This is a genomic window from Rhodopseudomonas sp. NSM, from assembly GCF_052445935.1.
Lineage (GTDB): Bacteria > Pseudomonadota > Alphaproteobacteria > Rhizobiales > Xanthobacteraceae > Rhodopseudomonas.
In genome coordinates, this window is the sequence record NZ_JBQTCH010000002.1 from 358,062 (window position 1) to 375,915 (window position 17,854).

16 protein-coding genes are annotated in these 17,854 nt (G+C 65.5%); 8 read left to right on the top strand and 8 right to left on the bottom strand.

Annotated elements, in window-relative coordinates; translation table 11 throughout:
- Positions 1-76 precede the first annotated feature (76 nt).
- On the bottom strand, positions 77-1,357 hold the full coding sequence (locus ACTZWT_RS05940; RefSeq protein ID WP_444768774.1) for an ArgE/DapE family deacylase: 1,281 nt from the start codon (positions 1,355-1,357) through the stop codon (positions 77-79).
- A 131-nt stretch (positions 1,358-1,488) separates the two neighbouring features.
- Between ACTZWT_RS05940 and ACTZWT_RS05945 the strand changes: the two genes are divergently transcribed.
- On the top strand, positions 1,489-1,755 hold the full coding sequence (locus ACTZWT_RS05945) for a DUF6719 family protein (protein ID WP_444768775.1): 267 nt from the start codon (positions 1,489-1,491) through the stop codon (positions 1,753-1,755).
- Between the two features lie 38 nt (positions 1,756-1,793).
- On the opposite strand, the gene ACTZWT_RS05950 is transcribed toward ACTZWT_RS05945, so the two are convergent.
- Positions 1,794-2,186 (bottom strand): hypothetical protein, encoded by a 393-nt coding sequence (locus ACTZWT_RS05950; RefSeq protein ID WP_444768776.1) that lies wholly within the window; start codon positions 2,184-2,186, stop codon positions 1,794-1,796.
- A 13-nt stretch (positions 2,187-2,199) separates the two neighbouring features.
- Positions 2,200-2,481, bottom strand: coding sequence for a hypothetical protein (locus ACTZWT_RS05955; protein ID WP_444768777.1), 282 nt, complete (start codon positions 2,479-2,481; stop codon positions 2,200-2,202).
- A 493-nt stretch (positions 2,482-2,974) separates the two neighbouring features.
- Between ACTZWT_RS05955 and ACTZWT_RS05960 the strand changes: the two genes are divergently transcribed.
- Positions 2,975-3,217 (top strand): hypothetical protein, encoded by a 243-nt coding sequence (locus ACTZWT_RS05960; RefSeq protein ID WP_444768778.1) that lies wholly within the window; start codon positions 2,975-2,977, stop codon positions 3,215-3,217.
- A gap of 82 nt (positions 3,218-3,299) precedes the next feature.
- Here ACTZWT_RS05960 and ACTZWT_RS05965 read toward each other — a convergent pair whose 3' ends face one another.
- Positions 3,300-3,845, bottom strand: coding sequence for a CreA family protein (locus ACTZWT_RS05965; RefSeq protein WP_444768779.1), 546 nt, complete (start codon positions 3,843-3,845; stop codon positions 3,300-3,302).
- A 222-nt stretch (positions 3,846-4,067) separates the two neighbouring features.
- On the opposite strand from ACTZWT_RS05965, the gene ACTZWT_RS05970 reads away from it, so the two are divergent.
- From ACTZWT_RS05970 to ACTZWT_RS05980, 3 genes are all read left to right on the top strand, one after another.
- Positions 4,068-5,807 (top strand): L,D-transpeptidase family protein, encoded by a 1,740-nt coding sequence (locus ACTZWT_RS05970; protein ID WP_444768780.1) that lies wholly within the window; start codon positions 4,068-4,070, stop codon positions 5,805-5,807.
- A 218-nt stretch (positions 5,808-6,025) separates the two neighbouring features.
- Positions 6,026-6,979: a polysaccharide deacetylase family protein gene (locus ACTZWT_RS05975; RefSeq protein ID WP_444768781.1), complete on the top strand. Its 954-nt coding sequence runs from the start codon at positions 6,026-6,028 to the stop codon at positions 6,977-6,979.
- A gap of 37 nt (positions 6,980-7,016) precedes the next feature.
- Positions 7,017-7,583 carry a dihydrofolate reductase gene (locus ACTZWT_RS05980; protein ID WP_444768782.1) on the top strand — a complete coding sequence of 189 codons (567 nt, stop codon included), beginning with the start codon at positions 7,017-7,019 and terminating at the stop codon, positions 7,581-7,583.
- Between the two features lie 19 nt (positions 7,584-7,602).
- Here the strand turns inward: ACTZWT_RS05980 and ACTZWT_RS05985 are convergent, their stop codons facing one another.
- The 3 genes from ACTZWT_RS05985 to aspS form a co-directional block, all read right to left on the bottom strand.
- Entirely contained in the window at positions 7,603-8,055 is a 453-nt protein-coding gene (locus ACTZWT_RS05985; protein WP_444768783.1) for a DoxX family protein, read from the bottom strand.
- Between the two features lie 172 nt (positions 8,056-8,227).
- Positions 8,228-10,537, bottom strand: coding sequence for an NADP-dependent malic enzyme (locus tag ACTZWT_RS05990; protein ID WP_444768784.1), 2,310 nt, complete (start codon positions 10,535-10,537; stop codon positions 8,228-8,230).
- A 50-nt stretch (positions 10,538-10,587) separates the two neighbouring features.
- The gene (aspS, locus tag ACTZWT_RS05995; RefSeq protein ID WP_444768785.1) at positions 10,588-12,360 is read right to left on the bottom strand and encodes an aspartate--tRNA ligase; all 1,773 of its coding nucleotides are present in this window, start codon (positions 12,358-12,360) and stop codon (positions 10,588-10,590) included.
- 271 nt (positions 12,361-12,631) lie between these two features.
- Between aspS and ACTZWT_RS06000 the strand changes: the two genes are divergently transcribed.
- The 3 genes from ACTZWT_RS06000 (at position 12,632) to ACTZWT_RS06010 (ending at position 16,323) form a co-directional block, all read left to right on the top strand.
- Positions 12,632-14,110, top strand: a complete 1,479-nt coding sequence (locus tag ACTZWT_RS06000; RefSeq protein WP_444768786.1) for a protein adenylyltransferase SelO — start codon at positions 12,632-12,634, stop codon at positions 14,108-14,110.
- A 114-nt stretch (positions 14,111-14,224) separates the two neighbouring features.
- Complete coding sequence (rnd, locus tag ACTZWT_RS06005) at positions 14,225-15,403, top strand: ribonuclease D (protein WP_444768787.1); 1,179 nt, start codon at positions 14,225-14,227, stop codon at positions 15,401-15,403.
- On the top strand, positions 15,400-16,323 hold the full coding sequence (locus tag ACTZWT_RS06010) for a bestrophin family protein (RefSeq protein WP_444768788.1): 924 nt from the start codon (positions 15,400-15,402) through the stop codon (positions 16,321-16,323). The genes rnd and ACTZWT_RS06010 overlap by 4 nt, the downstream gene beginning before the upstream one ends.
- A gap of 21 nt (positions 16,324-16,344) precedes the next feature.
- On the opposite strand, the gene ppx is transcribed toward ACTZWT_RS06010, so the two are convergent.
- Entirely contained in the window at positions 16,345-17,850 is a 1,506-nt protein-coding gene (gene ppx, locus ACTZWT_RS06015; protein WP_444768789.1) for an exopolyphosphatase, read from the bottom strand.
- Positions 17,851-17,854: the final 4 nt, after the last annotated feature.

The window sequence follows — 17,854 nt, forward strand, 5'->3', positions numbered from 1 at the left end:
GCTCGTGTGCGTCTTGAAACGTCCGACGGATCGTGCATGACGATCCGCCGAACGCAATTACCTGTCAGGTCATGCGCTAGCCCGGCTCGACGCCGCACCACTCGGCGATGAACAGCGCGGTCGCCTTGGTGGATTGCCGCAGAGAGTCGAGATCGACGTATTCGTTGAAGCCGTGCATCGCCGCGCCGCTGGCGCCGAAGCACAGGCTCGGAATGTTGTAGTTCAACCCGTAGAACCGCGTATCGGTCAGCGCGGTGAACACCAGATCCGGCGTCGCCCCGCCATAGACGGCGTCATAGGCCTTGCCGAACGCGGCCTCCGGCTCCGCGGAGTCCTTCAGCTCATAACCTTCCGACAGAAAGCCCGACCATTCCACCTGCGGCGGATTGTTCGACAGGAAGCGATGATCGCGCGCTGCGGCGGCGACGCAGGCGAGGATCTCGGCCTGATGATCGGCGACCGACCAGCCCGGCAGGATCGCGATGCGGCAGTCGACGTCGCACCAGGCCGGCACGCTGGACGCCCAGTCGCCGCCCTTGATGATGCCGGGGTTGAAGTTGATCGGATGCACCACGCCCTTGAAGTGAGGGTCGCTCGCGGCGCGCTTGTTCCAGTCCTCCTCGAGCTTCTCGAGCGCATGGATCAGATGATAGGCCGCGGTGATCGCGTTGGAGCCGGAGCCCGCTTCGAACACGTGCACTGGAAATCCACGCACCTTCAGACGAAACCAGATCACGCCGACCTGCGAGCGCACCATCTTTCCATCGGTCGGCTCCGGAATGAAGCAGCAGTCGGCGCGATAGCCCCGTTGCAGCGTCGACAACGCGCCGACGCCGGTGCTCTCCTCCTCGATCACCGACTGAAAGTGAATCCGCCCCGTCGGCGTCAGTCCCGCGGCCTTGATTGCGTCGAGCGCGTAGAGCGCGCCGATCGTGCCCGACTTCATGTCGCAGGCGCCGCGGCCGTACATCCGGCCGTCCTTGACCACCGGCGAGAATGGCGGCGTGGCCCACATCTCCAGCGGCCCGGCCGGAACGACGTCGCAATGCCCCTGCAGGATCAGCGAGCGGCCCTGATTGTTGGCGGGGCGATAGGTGCCGACCACGGTGCGCGCTTTGGAGAAATCATGCTCGATCGGACCGAAGCCGCGCAGGTCCTTGAGATCGTCGACGTCGATGTGCCAGTCGTCGACCTCGTAGCCGCGTTGCCGCAACAGATCGGCGATCATGTCCTGACACGGGCCTTCGGCGCCTCGCGTACTCGGGATCGCGACGAAATCGCGCGTGGTGGCCAGTTGTGCGTCGAAGCCGGCATCGACAGCATCGAGAATTCGGCGTTGAAGGTCGGACACGCTCATGCGGCGGCTGCTCCGTTGTTGTTGATTGATCCGGCGGCCGGGATCAAACCACAGATTGCCGAAATTTGCAGACAGTTTGGCCGGGCGTCCGAATCAAGCCATCGTTGCGTTCGGCGCATAAGGGAGATCAGATGTCCGACGCTGGTGAAGTCCGACCGCTTCGTTTCGCGATGATGCTGACGAGCGCCGTCACGCTGCTGGCGCTCGCCGCGCCGGCGGCCGCGCAGCAGCAGGTGTCGCGCGAGCAGGACATCATCGATTTGCGCCTCGGCCAAAAGATTCACGTCGACGACGGTTCGTGCCCCAACGGGCAGATCAAGGAAGTCATGGGCGCCACGCTCACCACGGCGGGCGTGACCCGGACGCGCAAATGCGTTCCGCGGCTGCAGCGGCGTTAGGTCGGCGGCTTCGGAGACCGAACTGTCGTGATCGTCGGCTAGTCGGCCGGATCGAACATGCATTGCAGCGCCGGCTTCGCGATCAGCGTGAAGGTCGCGCTGATCTGCGACTGCTTGGCCGCGGGCACCCATTCGCTCTGGATCGTCGGCACGCCGCTCTCGCGCATGCCGCGCAACAGCGCCTCGCGCAGATCGTTGTCCGGCACCGCTGCGGCGGCATGATCGTGCAGACAACTGCAGACAGCGGCCGGATGCGTCCAGCGCCCGGCCATATGCGCGGTGCACTGGCGGATGAATTCGATCCGCGGATCCTGGACATTCAGCAGCGAGCGGGCCTGCGCTTTCGCGCTGGTCCCGGCGAGCAGCGACACACCGAGCACGACCGCGGCGATGCCGCAGACCAGCGGCAAGCGGCCGGTACGAGACTGCATCACGTCGACGATCTCACCTGGCCGCCACGAGCATGGGCGCCGCAGCCTGCGCGACCGGCGAGCCAGCATCGGACGAACCGAGGCCGCAGCCGATAAAGGAGAAGACCCCGGCGCCCGGCAGCCCGGTTTCCGAACTGCCCGCAACCGACGGTCCGGCCACGACGAAGGCAAAAGCGAGGATGAGACTCAGGGTTCGCATCGAGGTGTCTCCGGGGACTTCGGCGGCAAACGCCGTCATTTTGTTGAGAGCTTGATAACCAAAGCCGGTTTCCGGATGTCTGCGTTCGAGCCGCAAAATGGTTTCGTCGGCGGCCGGAATGTTTCGTCGCGGGCGTGGCGACGAAACACAAAGGCAGGCTCCGACTTGTCGGAAGTTCCCCGTCCGGTATGCCGCCCCGCAGCCGCTTTGCCGCAAAAAGCAGCGGCCGCCGACATCAAATTGTCATCCGCAGCGACTAGTGCGTAGCTCGCACCGGCCATCGTCACGATGCGCAGCGGCTGGCGCAGACGGTCGGTTTGCCCGATGTGCGGCGGCTTCCCCGATGTGCAGATTGTATTAAACTAGTTTTTATCGAGCACTTGGTACGAACAGCGCCAGTCGATACAGAAGCGCTGACAGCGTGTCGAAGCACCACGGTGCTGACCGGCACGACGACCTGCCCGGGCCGATCTCACGCGAATGCGCGGCTCGAGGCGACAGACCCCAGACATCACCGCATCGACGCCCGGCGACGGACCGCAACAATTCCGGGCGATGCGCGTTAACCAGGCTTAGTGGAGGAGCGCAGATGAAAACCAATGCGCGCGTGCCGAACGTGACAACAGCCGGCGAACAGCCCGTTGCGGGTCGTATCGCTGCTGCTGTCACCAAGATCCGCAATGTCGGGTCGCCGGGAGAAATGCCGTTGCAGAACCTGTTGGGCCACCCGGCAACGCAGTCCATTCCGCAGGGCCTGGTCCGGTTGGTGGGCTACCGGGATCCGTCGCGGACGGCGGCGGCGATCCGCCCGCTCCCGACGCCATCCAGCTGATCAACGACAAGCGGAGCGACAGCAACCTGCCGCTCCGCCGGCCAATGAACGCATCGCTCTGCAAGATGACCCGGGAAAGCGCCTACTTGAAAAATTCGCCGCACTTCTGAACGGCGGGATCAGCGGCACCCCACGGCATGATCGGCACCGACGACGTCGAGTTCTTCGGCGAGCCCTCGACCAGCCGGTCCGAGTAGACCATGTACACCAGCACGTTGCGCTTGGCGTCGCAGCCGCGAACGATCTGCATCTTCTTGAAGAACATCGAGCGCCGCTTGCTGAACATGTCGTCGCCCTGTTCGAGTTTCTCCTTGAACCGGATCGGACCGATCTGGCGGCATGCCAGCGAAATGTCGGAGACTTCGTCGGCCAGGCCGAGCCATCCCTTGAATCCGCCCCGCTCCGGCACGGTGAAGTGACAGGCAACGCCCTGGATCTCCGGGTCGTCGATGCCGTAGGTGGCCAGCTTGTCGTTGGGGCTGAGCAGCTTGAACACCGTCGAGCGACGGAAGATCAGATCGGGATCTTCCGCGGCGCTGGCCGGCACGGATGCCAGAGTGGTCACGGCCGCGGCAAGGGCGGCGCATGTCAGGCGGGTCACAAGCGACGTGAAGTGGCGAGGTCTCATCGGAGTCTCCGTAAGCAGGCTGCCAGCCATGTGGGGGGCGACGCACCGTTGCGGAAGATGCTGGCGTCCTTCGACTCTCGTTTAACCTCCTGTGAGGCTTTTTTGTTAGGCTTGAATCAACTGCGCGGGAATACCGTGAGCGATGCTGGTGAACGGTTCGCGGCTGCGACACTTATCTGAGATCGCTTCCGAGATCGCCCAAGAGATTCGAGGACCCACCGCGTGCGCCTGGAACAATCTTCAATCTCGCGCCGAAATGCACCGCGAGCCGCTCAGAATGGTCTCGTCCCCGGATTGCTCTCCAGAGCCGCATGGCGCGCGGGGATCCTGACGGCGGCCGGCATCTTCGCGCTGTCCTCCGAGGCTCATGCCACGAGCTGGTGGTGGCCCGAGAACGACGATGCGGTCTATATCCCGGCGCAGCCCGCGCCCAAGCGGTATCAAAGGAAGCAACCTCGTCTCGACACGCGGCAGCAGAAGCTGCTCGAAAAGCCGACGGCCAAACCCCGGGGGCCGCTGGTGATCTCGATCTCGATCGATCAGCAGAAGCTTCGCGTCTATGATGCCAATGGTTTCTTTGCGGAGACGCCGGTGTCGACCGGGATGCGCGGCCATTCCACGCCGATGGGCGTGTTCAGCGTCATCCAGAAAAACAAATGGCACCGCTCCAACATCTACAGCGGCGCGCCGATGCCTTACATGCAGCGCATCACCTGGTCGGGAATTGCGCTTCATGCCGGTGCGATCCCGGGCTACCCGGCATCGCACGGCTGCATCCGCATGCCGAATTCGTTCGCCATAAAGATGTGGGGCTGGACCAGGATGGGCGCCCGCGTGATCGTCACGCCCGGCGACATCACGCCGACCAATTTCACCCACGCTTTGCTGGCGACCAGGCGCACGGCGCCGCTCGACGCGCCGATGGCGTCCGATCCGCAGAAGCCGAGCACCTCGTCGAAATCCGACAAGGCCGCTGCGGCCGAGCCGGCCGGCGCCCCGGCCGCCGGTCTGCATCCGGAACTGCGCGCCGGCATCCTGCTCGATGACCCCCGGCCGGTGAAGACCGCCGACGCCAGTGCCGCGGACCGCAGCGCGGTGCTCGTTATGTCCGACTCACGCGCGCAGACGACCGCCGCGACAGAGCCAGCGCCCGCGCTGGGCCCGGCCAACGCCGAGGCGCATGCCGAGGTGATGGCGGACACGAATGCCAGCGACGACGCCGCAGAGCAGACCGCAGCTGTTGCCAAGGATGGAGCGAGCGAAAGCCGGCCGGGCGCCGTCGATCCCGCGACGACCGCCTCGGTTGCGCCCCCGGCGCAAAAACCAGCTTCCGGATCGAACCCGCAAGCGAGCGAAAAAGCATCTCCTTCCAATGCGGAAGCGCCATCCGTTCAATCTGCGGATAAGGTCGACGGCGGGCCGGATGCCACCAGCCAAAGCAGCGACGTGAGCAAGGACCTGAACAAGGATCAGTCTCGCCCCGGCGATGCGGCGACCACGCCGGCCGCAGAATTGCCGGCAGCCAAGCGCGGCGGCGGCCAGATTGCCGTGTTCGTCAGCGGCAAGGACCAGAAGCTTTACGTCCGGCAGAACATGACCCCGCTGTTCGACGTTCCGGTCGAGATCGCGGCAGGCGAGCGCCCGCTCGGGACGCACGTCTTCACCGCCGAACTGGCGAAGGACGATGGCATCCGCTGGACCGTGGTGTCGCTGCCGGCCTCCCGCCGGGCCAATGAAAGCAATTCCCGCCATTCAAAGAAGGCCTTGCCGACACCGGTGAAAGCATCGCTGGAAACAGATGGCCCGGCCGCGGCGCTGGATCGTCTGACAATTCCCCCGGAGGCGATGGCGCGAATCACCGAAGCGATCACCACCGGCGCATCGCTCATCGTCTCCGATCAGGGCATCACCGCTAGCGGCGAGACCGGCCGGGGAACCGATTTCATCATCAGCCATCGGTAGCTTCGTCCTCTGCCCACGTGCCGACGCGCGCCCGCGGGGCCTCGCCGAGCGACGTGCCCGCTGGGCACCGGCGGTCCTTCGAAACTGCGGGCAACTCGGCGCCGAGGTCGAATAACCGTTGCCCGGACCGCTTTCCTGCCTCTAGTTTCAGGGTCAAATGCGGAGCTTTTGCCCGTTTCATGTGCGCTGGCGGCAGACGACGGCATAAGGACAACGACATGCGGATAGCAACGGGTCTCCTGGTCGCAAGCGCGATCTCATTGGGTGCGATCGGAGGAGCCTGGTCGCAGGTAGCACCGAAGGCCACCGGCGCAGCTGCGCCGCCGGCACCGCAACAGGCTGCACCGGCGCCTGCCCCCTCGCCCGCGCCCGCGCCCGCCAAACAGGCCTGTGCCAATCCGGACGCGATCGGCGTCGGCCGCGTCGTCGAGATCGACACCACCGGCGGCCCGGGTTTCGGATTCGAGCACTTCAAGCAACTCGACTTCCTGCGTGACAAGGAAGTCGTGCTCACCTTCGACGACGGCCCGTGGCCGGGCAATACGCCGGCGGTGCTGAAGGCGCTGGCCGATCATTGTACCAAGGCGATCTTCTTCCCGATCGGCAAACACGCCACCTATCACCCGGAGATCCTCAAGCAGGTCGCGGCGGCCGGGCACACCATCGGCTCGCATACCTGGTCGCACGCCAACCTCTCGAACAAGAAGTTGACCGAGGACCAGCGCAAGGACGAGATCGAAAAGGGCTTTGCGGCCGTGAAATGGGCGCTCGGCGCCGCGCCGTCGCCGTTCTTCCGCTTCCCTGCGCTGCGGCATCCGCCGGAAATGGTCACCTATCTCGGCACCCGCAATGTCGCGATGTTCTCCTGCGATCTCGATTCCTTCGACTTCAAGGCGCGCAAGCCGCAACAGGTCGTCGACACCGTGATGAAGAAGGTTGACAAGCTCGGCAAGGGCATCATCCTGATGCACGACTTCCAGAAGAGCACCGCCGAGGCGCTGCCCGAATTGCTGCGGCGCCTGAAGGAAGGCGGCTACAAGGTCGTGCAGATGAAAGCCAAGGCGCCGGTGGTGACGATGGCGCAATACGACGACGAACTCGCCAAGAGCAACGCGCTGCCGACCGTCAGTTCCCGCCCGGTGAGCTCCGTCGTCCAGACCATCTCCGAGTGATCGGACACCGCTTGAACTGTTGTCCTCTGGAGACCAGATGACGGGCGCGCCGGCGCTACGGATCGAAGGCTTCGTGATCGTCTCCGCCGAGGGCCATCTCGCGGACGCCTGCGGCGTGATGCCGGACGCGCTGAAATTCCCGGGCGACCAGCGTTTCTTTTCGGAAGCGCTCGATCGCGCCGCGCTGATCGTCCACGGCCGCAATTCGTTCGAGGACCAGCCAAACTCGCCGCAGCGCAAGCGGCTGCTGGTGACGCGGCAGATTGCGAGCCTTGCGCCCGACGAAACCAATCCCCACGCGGTGCGCTGGAATCCCGCAGGCGCATCGTTCGAACAGGCACGCGCGCGCATCGGCGTCCAGTCCGGCGTCGTCGCCATCATCGGCGGGCCGGACGTGTTCGCGATGTTTTTTGATCGCTACGATACGTTCTGGCTGTCGGAAGCGCCCCGGGTGCGCCTGCCCGGCGGCGAACCGTGCTTTCCCGGCGTGCCCGCGCAGACGCCGCAACAGCTTCTCGCCACCCATGGATTGCATCCCGCGGAGCGGATCGTCCTCGACGCCGATCATGATGTCGGCGTCACTGCCTGGCGGCGGGTCGTCTGACTCTCAGACGTCGAGACTCTCAGACGTCGAGATGAGACGACTCGGCCGCTCGCGGCCCCCGGCCGATCCCGGCGACGATGAACAATCCGCCGATCAGCGACACGCTTTTCAGCGCGAGGATCATGTTGTTCTGCGCGTCGACGCCGTCCATGTTCCAGAAATCATGGTAGTAATAGATCTTCGCTGCAACGAAAAGGATCAGCACCAGCGAACCGAAACGCGCGCCGAAATTCAGCGCGATCAACAGACCGCACACCAGTTCGGTGACGCCTGCCCCGATCGCCAGCATCTGCGCGAACGGCATGCCGCCGGCCAGCCCCTCGAGCTGCGATGTGTAGGTCGCCAGCATCTCCGGAACGGCGATCTTCTGCGTCAGCTGGGTGGTCGCAGCGATGTCGAGCAGCTTGTTGGCTCCGGAGAAGATGAACAGCACGGAGAACAGGAAGCGCCCGAGAGCGATGAAGGCAGGCATTTTCGACCCCAATGGCAACGGCGAAAGCGGCGCAGACGCGCGACAAGTATGAGGGGTCGATTGACGGTTTTCAAACGGTCAAATGATGGCGCGCAGCCTTACGCACCACGACCAGCCCGTTTCGAGCCGGGTGACACCGGCTTGCGCCGGTCAAAGCGTCGGAACACTCCACTCAGCCGAACAGCGTGCGCTGAGTCCGCCCTGCCCGTTCCTGCGCCTCGACCACCGCAACGGCCGTCATGTTCAGAATGCCACGTGCGGTCACCGACGGCGTCAGGATGTGCGCCGGCCGCGCCGGTCCGATCAGGATCGGTCCCACCGGCAAGGCGTCGCCCAGCACCTTGATCATCTGGTAGGCGACGTTGGCGGTATCGAGATTCGGCATGATCAGCACGTTGGCGCCGGCCTCGAGCCGGGAATGCGGCAGGATCAGCTCGCGCGCGCTCTGCGACAGCGCGGTGTCGCCCTGCATTTCGCCGTCGGCCTCGATCTCCGGATGCCGCTCGGCGAGGATCGCCGTGGCGCGCCGCATCTTGATCGACGAGTCGGTCGGATAGCTGCCGAAATCCGAATGCGACAGGAAGGCGATCCGCGGCTTGATGTTGAAGCGCTGGACGTGGACCGCGGCGAGCGCCGCCACCTCGGCCAGTTCTTCGGCGGTGGGATTGGGCCGCACCTGGGTGTCGGCGATGAAGATCGCGCCCTTGCTGGTGATCAGCAGCGCCAGCGCCGCGTAGTCCGAGACGCCGGGCAGCGAGCCGATCACGTCACGCACATGGCGCAGATGATTCATGTAGCGGCCGTCGAGGCCGCAGATCATCGCATCCGCCTCGCCGCGCGCCACCGCGAGCGCAGCGATCACGGTCGAATTGGTGCGCACCACCGTGCGCGCCGCGGCCGGCGTCACACCGGCGCGGCCGGCGATGTCGATATAGGACTGCACATAGGAGCGGTAGCGCGGATCGTCCTGAGGATTGACCAGGTCGAAATCCTCGCCGGGCTTGATCGACAGGCCGGAGCGCTTGATCCGCGCCTCGACCACCGAGGGCCGCCCGACCAGGATCGGCCGCGCCAGCTTTTCCTCGAGGATCACCTGCACGGCGTGCAGCACGCGCTCGTCCTCGCCCTCGGCGTAGATCACCCGCACCGGCTGCGTCTTCGCCTTGGCGAACAGCGGCTTCATCACCAGGCCGGAGCGGAACGCGAAGCGCTCGAGCTGGGCGTAGTAATCGTCGAAACTGGTGATCGGCCGGGTCGCGACGCCGGAATCCATCGCTGCCATGGCCACCGCGGGCGCGATCCGCAGGATCAGCCGCGGATCGAACGGACTCGGGATCAGCGATCCCTCGCCGAAGCCGAGCACCTCGTCGGTATCGAGGCTGCCCGCCACCGGATCGGCCGGCGGATCGCGCGCGAGCTGGGCGATCGCATCGACCGCGGCGATCTTCATCTCCTCATTGATCGCGGTGGCGCCGACATCGAGCGCGCCGCGGAAGATGTAGGGGAAGCACAGGACGTTGTTGACCTGGTTCGGAAAGTCCGAGCGTCCGGTGCAGATCAGCGCGTCGGGACGCGCCTTGCGGACCTCGTCCGGCATGATCTCCGGGGTCGGATTGGCGAGCGCCATCACCAGTGGCTTGTCGGCCATCTGCTTGACCATCTCGGGGGTCAGCACCTTGGGTCCGGACAGACCGAGAAATACGTCGGCGCCGCCGATCACGTCGGCGAGCGTCCGCTTGTCGGTCTTCTGCGCATAGACCTCTTTCCAGCGGTCCATCAGAACGTTGCGGCCTTCGTAGACGAGGCCTTCGAGGTCGCAGACCCAGATGTTCTTGCGCTGCGCGCCGAGCGACACCAGCAGGTTCAGACAGGCCAAGGCCGCGGCGCCGGCGCCGGCGGTGACGATCTTGATCTCGCTGAGCTCCTTGCCCTTCAGCAGCAGCGCGTTCTTGACCGCGGCGCCGACGATGATCGCAGTGCCGTGCTGATCATCGTGAAACACCGGGATCTTCATGCGCTCCTTGAGCTGCGCCTCGATCTCGAAACACTCTGGACCCTTGATGTCCTCGAGATTGATGCCGCCGAAGGTCGGCTCCAGCGCCGCCACCGTCTCGACCACGCGCTCGACGGTGTCGGCCGCGATCTCGATGTCGAACACGTTGATGTCCGCGAACTTCTTGAACAGGACCGCCTTGCCTTCCATCACCGGCTTGGCTGCGAGCGGACCGATGTTGCCGAGGCCGAGCACCGCAGTGCCGTTGGTAACCACGGCGACCAGATTGCCGCGCACCGTGAGCGAGGCGGCCTGCGCCGGATCGGCAGCGATCGCATTGCAGGCGGCGGCGACGCCCGGCGTGTAGGCAAGCGCGAGGTCGCGCTGGTTGGCCAGCGGCTTCGACGCATGCACTTCGAGTTTGCCGGGCCGCGGCAGCCGGTGATAGGCCAGCGCCGCAGTCTGCAGATCTTCGGTATTGGACGCCATGAATTCTCCCGGCAGCTTCGTCGGCACTTGGATCGTCGACTCGGACGCCCTCAGCTTTCCGGCAGATTGAGACGGATGTGCAACTCACGCAACTGCTTCGGCGCGACCTGAGACGGCGCGCCCATCAGCAGGTCTTCCGCACGCTGGTTCATCGGGAAGAGCGAGATCTCGCGCAGGTTGTTGGTGCCGCACAGCAGCATCACGATGCGATCGACGCCGGCGGCCATGCCGCCATGCGGCGGCGCGCCGTACTGGAAGGCGCGATACATGCCGCCGAAGCGGTCGATCACTTCCTGTTCGCCGTAACCCGCGATCTCGAACGCCTTCACCATCGCTTCGGGGCGATGGTTGCGGATGCCGCCCGACGCAATCTCGTAGCCGTTGCAGGTGATGTCGTACTGGAACGCCTTGATGGTCAGCGGATCCTGCGACGTCAGCGCATCCATGCCGCCCTGCGGCATCGAGAACGGGTTGTGCGAGAAGTCGACCTTCTTGTCGTCCTCGTTGTACTCGTACATCGGGAAGTCGACCACCCAGGCGAGCGCGAACTGATCCTTGTCGATCAGGTTGAGCTCCTCTCCGACGCGCGTGCGCGCCAGGCCTGCGAATTTGACAAACTTGGCCGGATCGCCGGCGACAAAGAACGCGGCGTCGCCCGCCTTGAGGCCGAGCGCCGCACGGATCGCCTCGGTGCGCTCGGGGCCGATATTGTTGGCGAGCGGGCCCGCGCCCTCACCGCCCTCGCGCCACATGATGTAGCCGAGCCCCGGCTGGCCTTCACCCTGCGCCCAGGAATTCATCCGGTCGCAGAATGCGCGGCTGCCGCCACCCGGTCCGGGGATCGCCCAGACCTGGTTGCGCTCCTCTTCGAGCATCCGCGCGAACACCTTGAAGCCGGAGCCGCGGAAATGCTCGGAGACGTCCTGCATCTCGATCGGATTACGCAGGTCCGGCTTGTCGGTGCCGTATTTCCGCATGCTCTCGGCATACGGAATCCGCGGCCACGACTTTGTCACAGGTTTGCCTTTGGCAAAATCCTCGAACACGCCGGTGATCACCGGCTCCATCGCAGCAAAAACATCGTCCTGCGTGACGAAGCTCATCTCGACGTCGAGCTGATAGAACTCACCCGGCAGCCGGTCCGCGCGCGGGTCCTCGTCGCGAAAACACGGCGCGATCTGGAAGTAGCGATCGAAGCCGGACATCATCAGCAATTGCTTGTACTGCTGCGGCGCCTGCGGCAGCGCGTAGAACTTGCCCGGATGAATCCGGCTCGGCACCAGGAAGTCGCGCGCGCCTTCCGGCGACGACGCCGTCAGGATCGGCGTCTGGAATTCGAAGAAGCCCTGCTCCTTCATCCGCTTGCGCATCGAGTCGACGATGGCGCCGCGGGTCATGATGTTCTGATGCAGCTTCTCCCGGCGCAGATCGAGAAACCGGTACCGCAGGCGCACATCTTCCGGGTAGTCCTGCTCGCCGAACACCGGCAGCGGCAATTCGCCGGCCGGGCCGAGCACTTCGATCTCGGTGATGAAGATCTCGACCTTGCCGGTCGGCAGATCGTCATTGTCGGTGCCTTCGGGGCGACGGCGGACGCGGCCATCGATCCGCACCACCCATTCCGCGCGCAGTTTCTCGGCGTCCTTGAACGCCGGCGAATCCGGATCGGCAACGCATTGCGTGAGCCCGTAATGGTCGCGCAGATCGATGAACAGAAGGCCGCCATGGTCGCGGATGCGATGGCACCAGCCGGACACGCGGACGGTCTGGTCGATGTCGCTGTCGCGGAGCGCGCCGCAAGTATGGGTTCGGTAACGGTGCATGGAAATCCCGGGAAAGCCGTCTTGGGGCAGAATCGAGCGTCCGCAGCCTTTGCGGAGAGCGTCAGGGTTTACCCGAGCGAACCCATCGCGGCAACCAAATGCGGCCTCGTCACGGCTGCATTCCGGCGTGGGACCGGCGCCCGTTTCAGGCTGGAGCAGCGGCGACGACGAGGCCGCTGGCAAACGCCCGCAAGAAACTCGCTGAACATATTGATCCGGGCCGCTTTCCGACCGATTGTCATAGCGGCGAACTATTCCTATCTGGTGCCGGATGACAGTCCATTTTCCGTTCGACAACAGCTACGCGGCGCTGCCGGAGACGTTCTTCGCGCGGGTGGCCCCGACACCGGTCGCCACCCCCCGACTGATCAAGCTCAACCGCCCGCTGGCCGAGCGGCTCGGGCTCGATCCGGACCGGCTCGACACTCCCGAAGGCGCTGAGATCCTCGCCGGGACCCGCATTCCGGCCGGGGCGGCCTCGATCGCGATGGCCTATGCCGGGCACCAGTTCGGCAATTTCGTGCCCCAGCTCGGCGACGGCCGCGCCATCCTGCTCGGCGAGGTGATCGACCGCGAGGGCGTCCGCCGCGACATCCAGCTCAAGGGCTCGGGCCGGACGCCATTCTCGCGGATGGGCGACGGCCGCGCCGCTCTCGGCCCGGTGCTGCGCGAATACATCGTCAGCGAGGCGATGGCAGCGCTCGGCGTGCCGACCACGCGCTCGCTGGCTGCGGTGCTGACCGGCGAAACCGTGCTGCGCGATCCGATCCAGCCAGGCGCGGTGCTGACGCGGGTGGCGTCGAGCCACATCCGGGTCGGGACGTTTCAGTTTTTCGCAGCCCGAGGCGACCGCGACGCCGTCCGCGCGCTGGCCGACCATGTCATCGCCCGGCACTACCCCGATGCCGCTCGGGCAGATGCACCCTATCTGGCGCTGCTGGAGGGCGTGATTGCGCGCCAGGCCGATCTGATCGCGCGCTGGATGATGATCGGCTTCATCCACGGCGTCATGAACACCGACAACACCTCGATTGCCGGCGAAACCATCGATTACGGCCCCTGCGCCTTCATGGACGCGTTTGATCCCAAGACGGTATTCTCGTCGATCGACCATATGGGCCGCTACGCCTTCGGCAATCAGCCGCCGATCGCGCTGTGGAACCTGACCCGGCTTGCCGAGTGTCTGGTGCCGTTGCTGTCCGACGATGACGACAAGGGCGTCGAGATCGCCCAGACCGCCCTCGGCGGCTTCGCCGAACGCTTCAATGCCGCCTATCTGGCAGGGCTGGCGGCCAAGCTGGGGCTGTTCACTGCTCAGCCCGACGACGCCCAGCTCTCCCTGGATTTCCTGGCTGCGATGGCCAAAGGCCACGCGGACTTCACCCTCGCCTTCCGCCGGCTGAGCGATGCGGCCATCGACCCGGCCGACCTCGAGACGGTCCGGGCCTTGTTCGGCGAACCGGCCGTTTTCGACGATTGGGCGCCGCGCTGGCGGGCCCGGCTTGCGGCCGAGCCGCAGGACGGAGCCGCCCGGCAGGCGGCGATGCGGGCAGTCAATCCGGCCTATATCCCGCGAAACCACCGCGTCGAAGCGGTGATCCGAGCCGCGGTCGATCGGGACGATTTCACGCTCTTTGAAGAGCTGCTGGCGGTGCTTGCCAACCCCTTCCGGGAACAGCCGGAATTCGCCCGCTATGCGGAGCCGCCACAGCTCCATGAACGGGTGCGCGAAACCTTCTGCGGAACTTGATCGCCGCACGGCGAACGTGTCTAGTGTTTCGGATTCGATGGTTTTTTGGGCAGGCGGCGCTGTGCCGATCGATCAGGCCCCAACGCCTCCATTTCCGGAACGTGACAGAGATTGATGGACCTGATTTCCACCACCGAGCAGCTCGCCGACGCCTGCGCCCGCCTCGCCAGCCACCCCGTCATCACGGTCGATACCGAGTTTCTGCGCGAGACCACCTACTATCCCCTGCTCTGCGTCGTGCAGATGGCCAGCGCGGATGAAGCGGTGGTGGTCGATACGCTGGCGCCCGGGATCGACCTGAAGCCGTTCTTCGACCTGATGGCGAACGAGAGGGTCCTGAAAGTCTTCCACGCCGCCCGCCAGGACATCGAAATCGTCTGGCACCGCGCCGGGATCGTGCCGCACCCGATCTTCGATACCCAGGTCGCCGCCATGGTGCTCGGCTATGGCGACAGCATTGCCTACGATCAGCTCGTCGAGCGCATCACCGGCCACCGCCCTGACAAGACCCACCGCTTCACCGACTGGTCGCGCCGCCCGCTGACCGAGGAGCAGCTGCATTACGCCGTCTCCGACGTCACCCATCTGCGCGATGTTTTCGCCGCGCTCGATGCCGACCTCAAGAAGCGCGACCGCAGCGACTGGGTCAGCGAGGAAATGGAAGTTCTAACCTCGCCGAAAACCTACGACTTCCACCCCGAAAGCGCCTGGGAACGGCTGAAGACGCGCGTGCGCAAGCCGAAAGAGCTTGCGGTGCTGATGGAAGTCGCGGCCTGGCGCGAGCAGGAAGCGCAGACCCGCGACGTGCCGCGCTCGCGCGTGCTCAAGGACGACGCGCTCGGCGACATCGCCACCCACGCGCCCACCTCGCTGGAGCGGCTCGCCAATCTGCGCTCGCTGCCGAAAGGCTTCGACCGGTCGAAATGGGGAAGCGAGATCGTCGCCGCGGTGCAGCGCGGTCTGGCGCGAGACCCGCAGACGCTGCCCAAGATCGACAAGCCGCGCAACAATTCCAACGGTGGCGCCATTGTCGAGCTGCTGAAAGTGCTGCTGCGGATGACGTCCGAGCGCCACGCCGTCGCCGCCAAGGTGATCGCCACCGTCGACGACCTCGAGCAGATCGCTTGCGACGACAAGGCCGAGGTCGGCGCGCTGCGCGGCTGGCGCCGCGAACTGTTCGGCGAAGCAGCACTGGCGCTGAAGCACGGCCGGCTCGCGCTCGCGATCGAGAAGGGCAAGGTGGTGCGGGTCTCCCGCACCGAAGACGCCGGACAAGCCGTCGCTGAACGATGATCGTTCGTCAGCAGCCCAATCTGTTCCAGCTTTTCTTTCTGGTTCGGGGCTCGGTGGTGCAGCGGATTTATCCGCAGGCACTGATCATCGCCGGCCTGTCTGCGGCAGTGGTCTGGGCGCATCACGCCTATCCAGGGATGGTCGCGGATTTCAACAGTGCCCCGTTCGCGGTGCTCGGCATCGCGCTGTCGGTGTTCATGGGGTTTCGCAACAGCGCCTGCTACGATCGATGGTGGGAGGCGCGTCGGCACTGGGGCGCCCTGATCTGCCTCAGCCGCAATCTGTCGCGCCAGACCTTGATTTTGCGGCAACCCGGCGACGATCCGGACGCGAGCCGGCGGACACTTCTGACACTTGCGATGGCGTTTGCCCAGTCGCTTGTCGTTCACCTGCGCCCCGGCGGCGGCACCGACAAGGTCGCGCGCCGCCTTCCTCCTGAAACACTGGCGCGCTACAACGCCAGCCGCAATCCGCCCGAAGTTTTGCTGGCGGCGATGCAAGCCGAGATCGCCGCATTGCATCGCAATGGCCAACTGCGCGACATCCCGCTGCAGATGCTCGATCGCACCCTCGGGGAGATGGCGATGGTGCAGGCCGCCTGCGAACGGATCCGCTCGACGCCGGTGCCGTTCGGCTACACCCTCCTGCTCCATCGCACCGCCTATGTGTTCTGCTTCCTTCTGCCGTTCGGCTTCGCCAATACGCTCGGCTGGCTGACGCCTTTCGCCACCGCTCTCGCCGCCTACACATTCTTCGGACTTGATGCCCTGGGCTCGGAACTGGAAGAGCCGTTCGGACAGCTTCCCAACGACCTGCCGATCGGCGCACTGGCGGACACGATCGAAATCAACCTGCGGGAAGCACTTGGTAAAACAGACCTGCCGGCTCTGCCGAAGCCCGACAATTACATCCTGACCTGAGCGTCGATCCCGCCGCTGAACTCAGCGCCGCACGATACTGCCCGTCCGGCCGACCATCCGCGCCAATTGCTTGAAGCGACTGCCGACGCGGTCGGCAACGAGATCGACCAGCCTGTGTTCGAACACCAGCATCAGCTTGCGTTCGCTGGTTCGGAAATGCGTCGCCGGCAGCACGCCCGGACGCGCCGCGCTGACCAGATGCGCGACCCGAAAAGCAGCGCCGAGAAGCCGCGCACGCTCGTCCATCGCCTGCGTCACGAGTTCGCGCACGGCGCCCGGCGGCTCGTTCTGTTCGCTGAAACCCGCGTAGCGATAGAACACCGACAGCGCCATGAAGGCGCGCTCCTGATGCGTCACGTCACCGAAATTGCCGTTGGTGATCAGCGCCAAGGTCTGCTCGCCGCGATGGTCGGGATGCACCCGCCAGCCGATGTCCGACATCAGGCAGGCGGCGTGCCGCAGCCGGCGATCGGCTCCGACCTCGCGAACCTTCGCAACCCGAAACAGCCGGTCGGTCCATTCGATCAGTTCTTCGGCGTGGCGCGCCGAGCGTGACAGTAACAAGTTGAGGTTCTGCGCGGCGCAGATCAACCCGTCCTTGGCGCGCTCCGCGGGCGGCAACTGCTCGTAAAGCAGCCCCTCACGAACGCCGTAGGTCGAGAACACGATGGTCTTCGGCTTGGCGGCCTCGATCACGTATTCGAGCACGAGCGCGGCATAGGCCAACAGCGGCCGCCGCGCGTCGGCGACCAGATCGAGGTCGGCGAGTTGATTGGTCGACGCCAGCACGCGCAGGCGCTTGGCGAACCGCAGCGCTTCCGCCGCCGGAAGCGAATAGCCATGCATCACCTTGAGCGAGTAGCCGCTCTGGGCGATGTGGATCCGCGCGAGCGCGCGCCACGTCCCGCCGACCGCGTAGAACGTGCGCCCGTGCGCCGCCTTGAGCGGAACAGCGCCCGCGAGCGCTTCTTTTGCGATGCGTTCGGCGCGCTTGAGCGATTTTTGTGAGGCGTCCTGCAGGGCCAGACTTCCGAGCGGCAGCGTCACGCCCTTGCGGACCAGGTTGCCGCGAACATCGATCAATTCCAGCGAACCGCCGCCGAGATCGCCGACGATGCCGTTCGGCTTGTGTACTCCCGAGATGACGCCGAGCGCCGACAGCTTGGCCTCGCGCGGTCCCGACAGGATCTCGATGCTCACGCCGCAGATCCGCTCTGCCGCCGTGATGAAATCCGGCCCATTACTCGCGTCGCGACAGGCCGCGGTGGCGATGGCGTAGACCCGCCCCACTCTCATCACCCGGATCAGCGCCCGGAACCGGCGCAGCGCGGTCAGCGCCTTGTCGACGGCGTCGGTCGCGAGCAGGCCCGTGCTCTGTACCTCACGCCCGAGCCCGCACAGCGACTTCTCGTTGAAAACCGTGACCAGACTGCGCGCCAGCGACTCGTAGACCACGAGACGCACGGAGTTCGAGCCGATGTCGATCACTGCGACGCTGGTTTCGCGCCTGCGCACCCGCTTCGTCACCGCG

Coding starts and splice junctions, on each gene's coding strand:
- ACTZWT_RS05980 (WP_444768782.1), top strand. CDS start 7,017: ATGACGGGCGCGCCGGCGCTACGGATCGAAGGCTTCGTGATCGTCTCC.
- ACTZWT_RS06000 (WP_444768786.1), top strand. CDS start 12,632: ATGACAGTCCATTTTCCGTTCGACAACAGCTACGCGGCGCTGCCGGAG.
- ACTZWT_RS05950 (WP_444768776.1), bottom strand. CDS start 2,186: ATGCAGTCTCGTACCGGCCGCTTGCCGCTGGTCTGCGGCATCGCCGCG.
- rnd (WP_444768787.1), top strand. CDS start 14,225: ATGGACCTGATTTCCACCACCGAGCAGCTCGCCGACGCCTGCGCCCGC.
- ACTZWT_RS05975 (WP_444768781.1), top strand. CDS start 6,026: ATGCGGATAGCAACGGGTCTCCTGGTCGCAAGCGCGATCTCATTGGGT.
- ACTZWT_RS05940 (WP_444768774.1), bottom strand. CDS start 1,357: ATGAGCGTGTCCGACCTTCAACGCCGAATTCTCGATGCTGTCGATGCC.
- aspS (WP_444768785.1), bottom strand. CDS start 12,360: ATGCACCGTTACCGAACCCATACTTGCGGCGCGCTCCGCGACAGCGAC.
- ACTZWT_RS05965 (WP_444768779.1), bottom strand. CDS start 3,845: ATGAGACCTCGCCACTTCACGTCGCTTGTGACCCGCCTGACATGCGCC.
- ACTZWT_RS06010 (WP_444768788.1), top strand. CDS start 15,400: ATGATCGTTCGTCAGCAGCCCAATCTGTTCCAGCTTTTCTTTCTGGTT.
- ACTZWT_RS05945 (WP_444768775.1), top strand. CDS start 1,489: ATGTCCGACGCTGGTGAAGTCCGACCGCTTCGTTTCGCGATGATGCTG.
- ACTZWT_RS05985 (WP_444768783.1), bottom strand. CDS start 8,055: ATGCCTGCCTTCATCGCTCTCGGGCGCTTCCTGTTCTCCGTGCTGTTC.
- ACTZWT_RS05960 (WP_444768778.1), top strand. CDS start 2,975: ATGAAAACCAATGCGCGCGTGCCGAACGTGACAACAGCCGGCGAACAG.
- ACTZWT_RS05990 (WP_444768784.1), bottom strand. CDS start 10,537: ATGGCGTCCAATACCGAAGATCTGCAGACTGCGGCGCTGGCCTATCAC.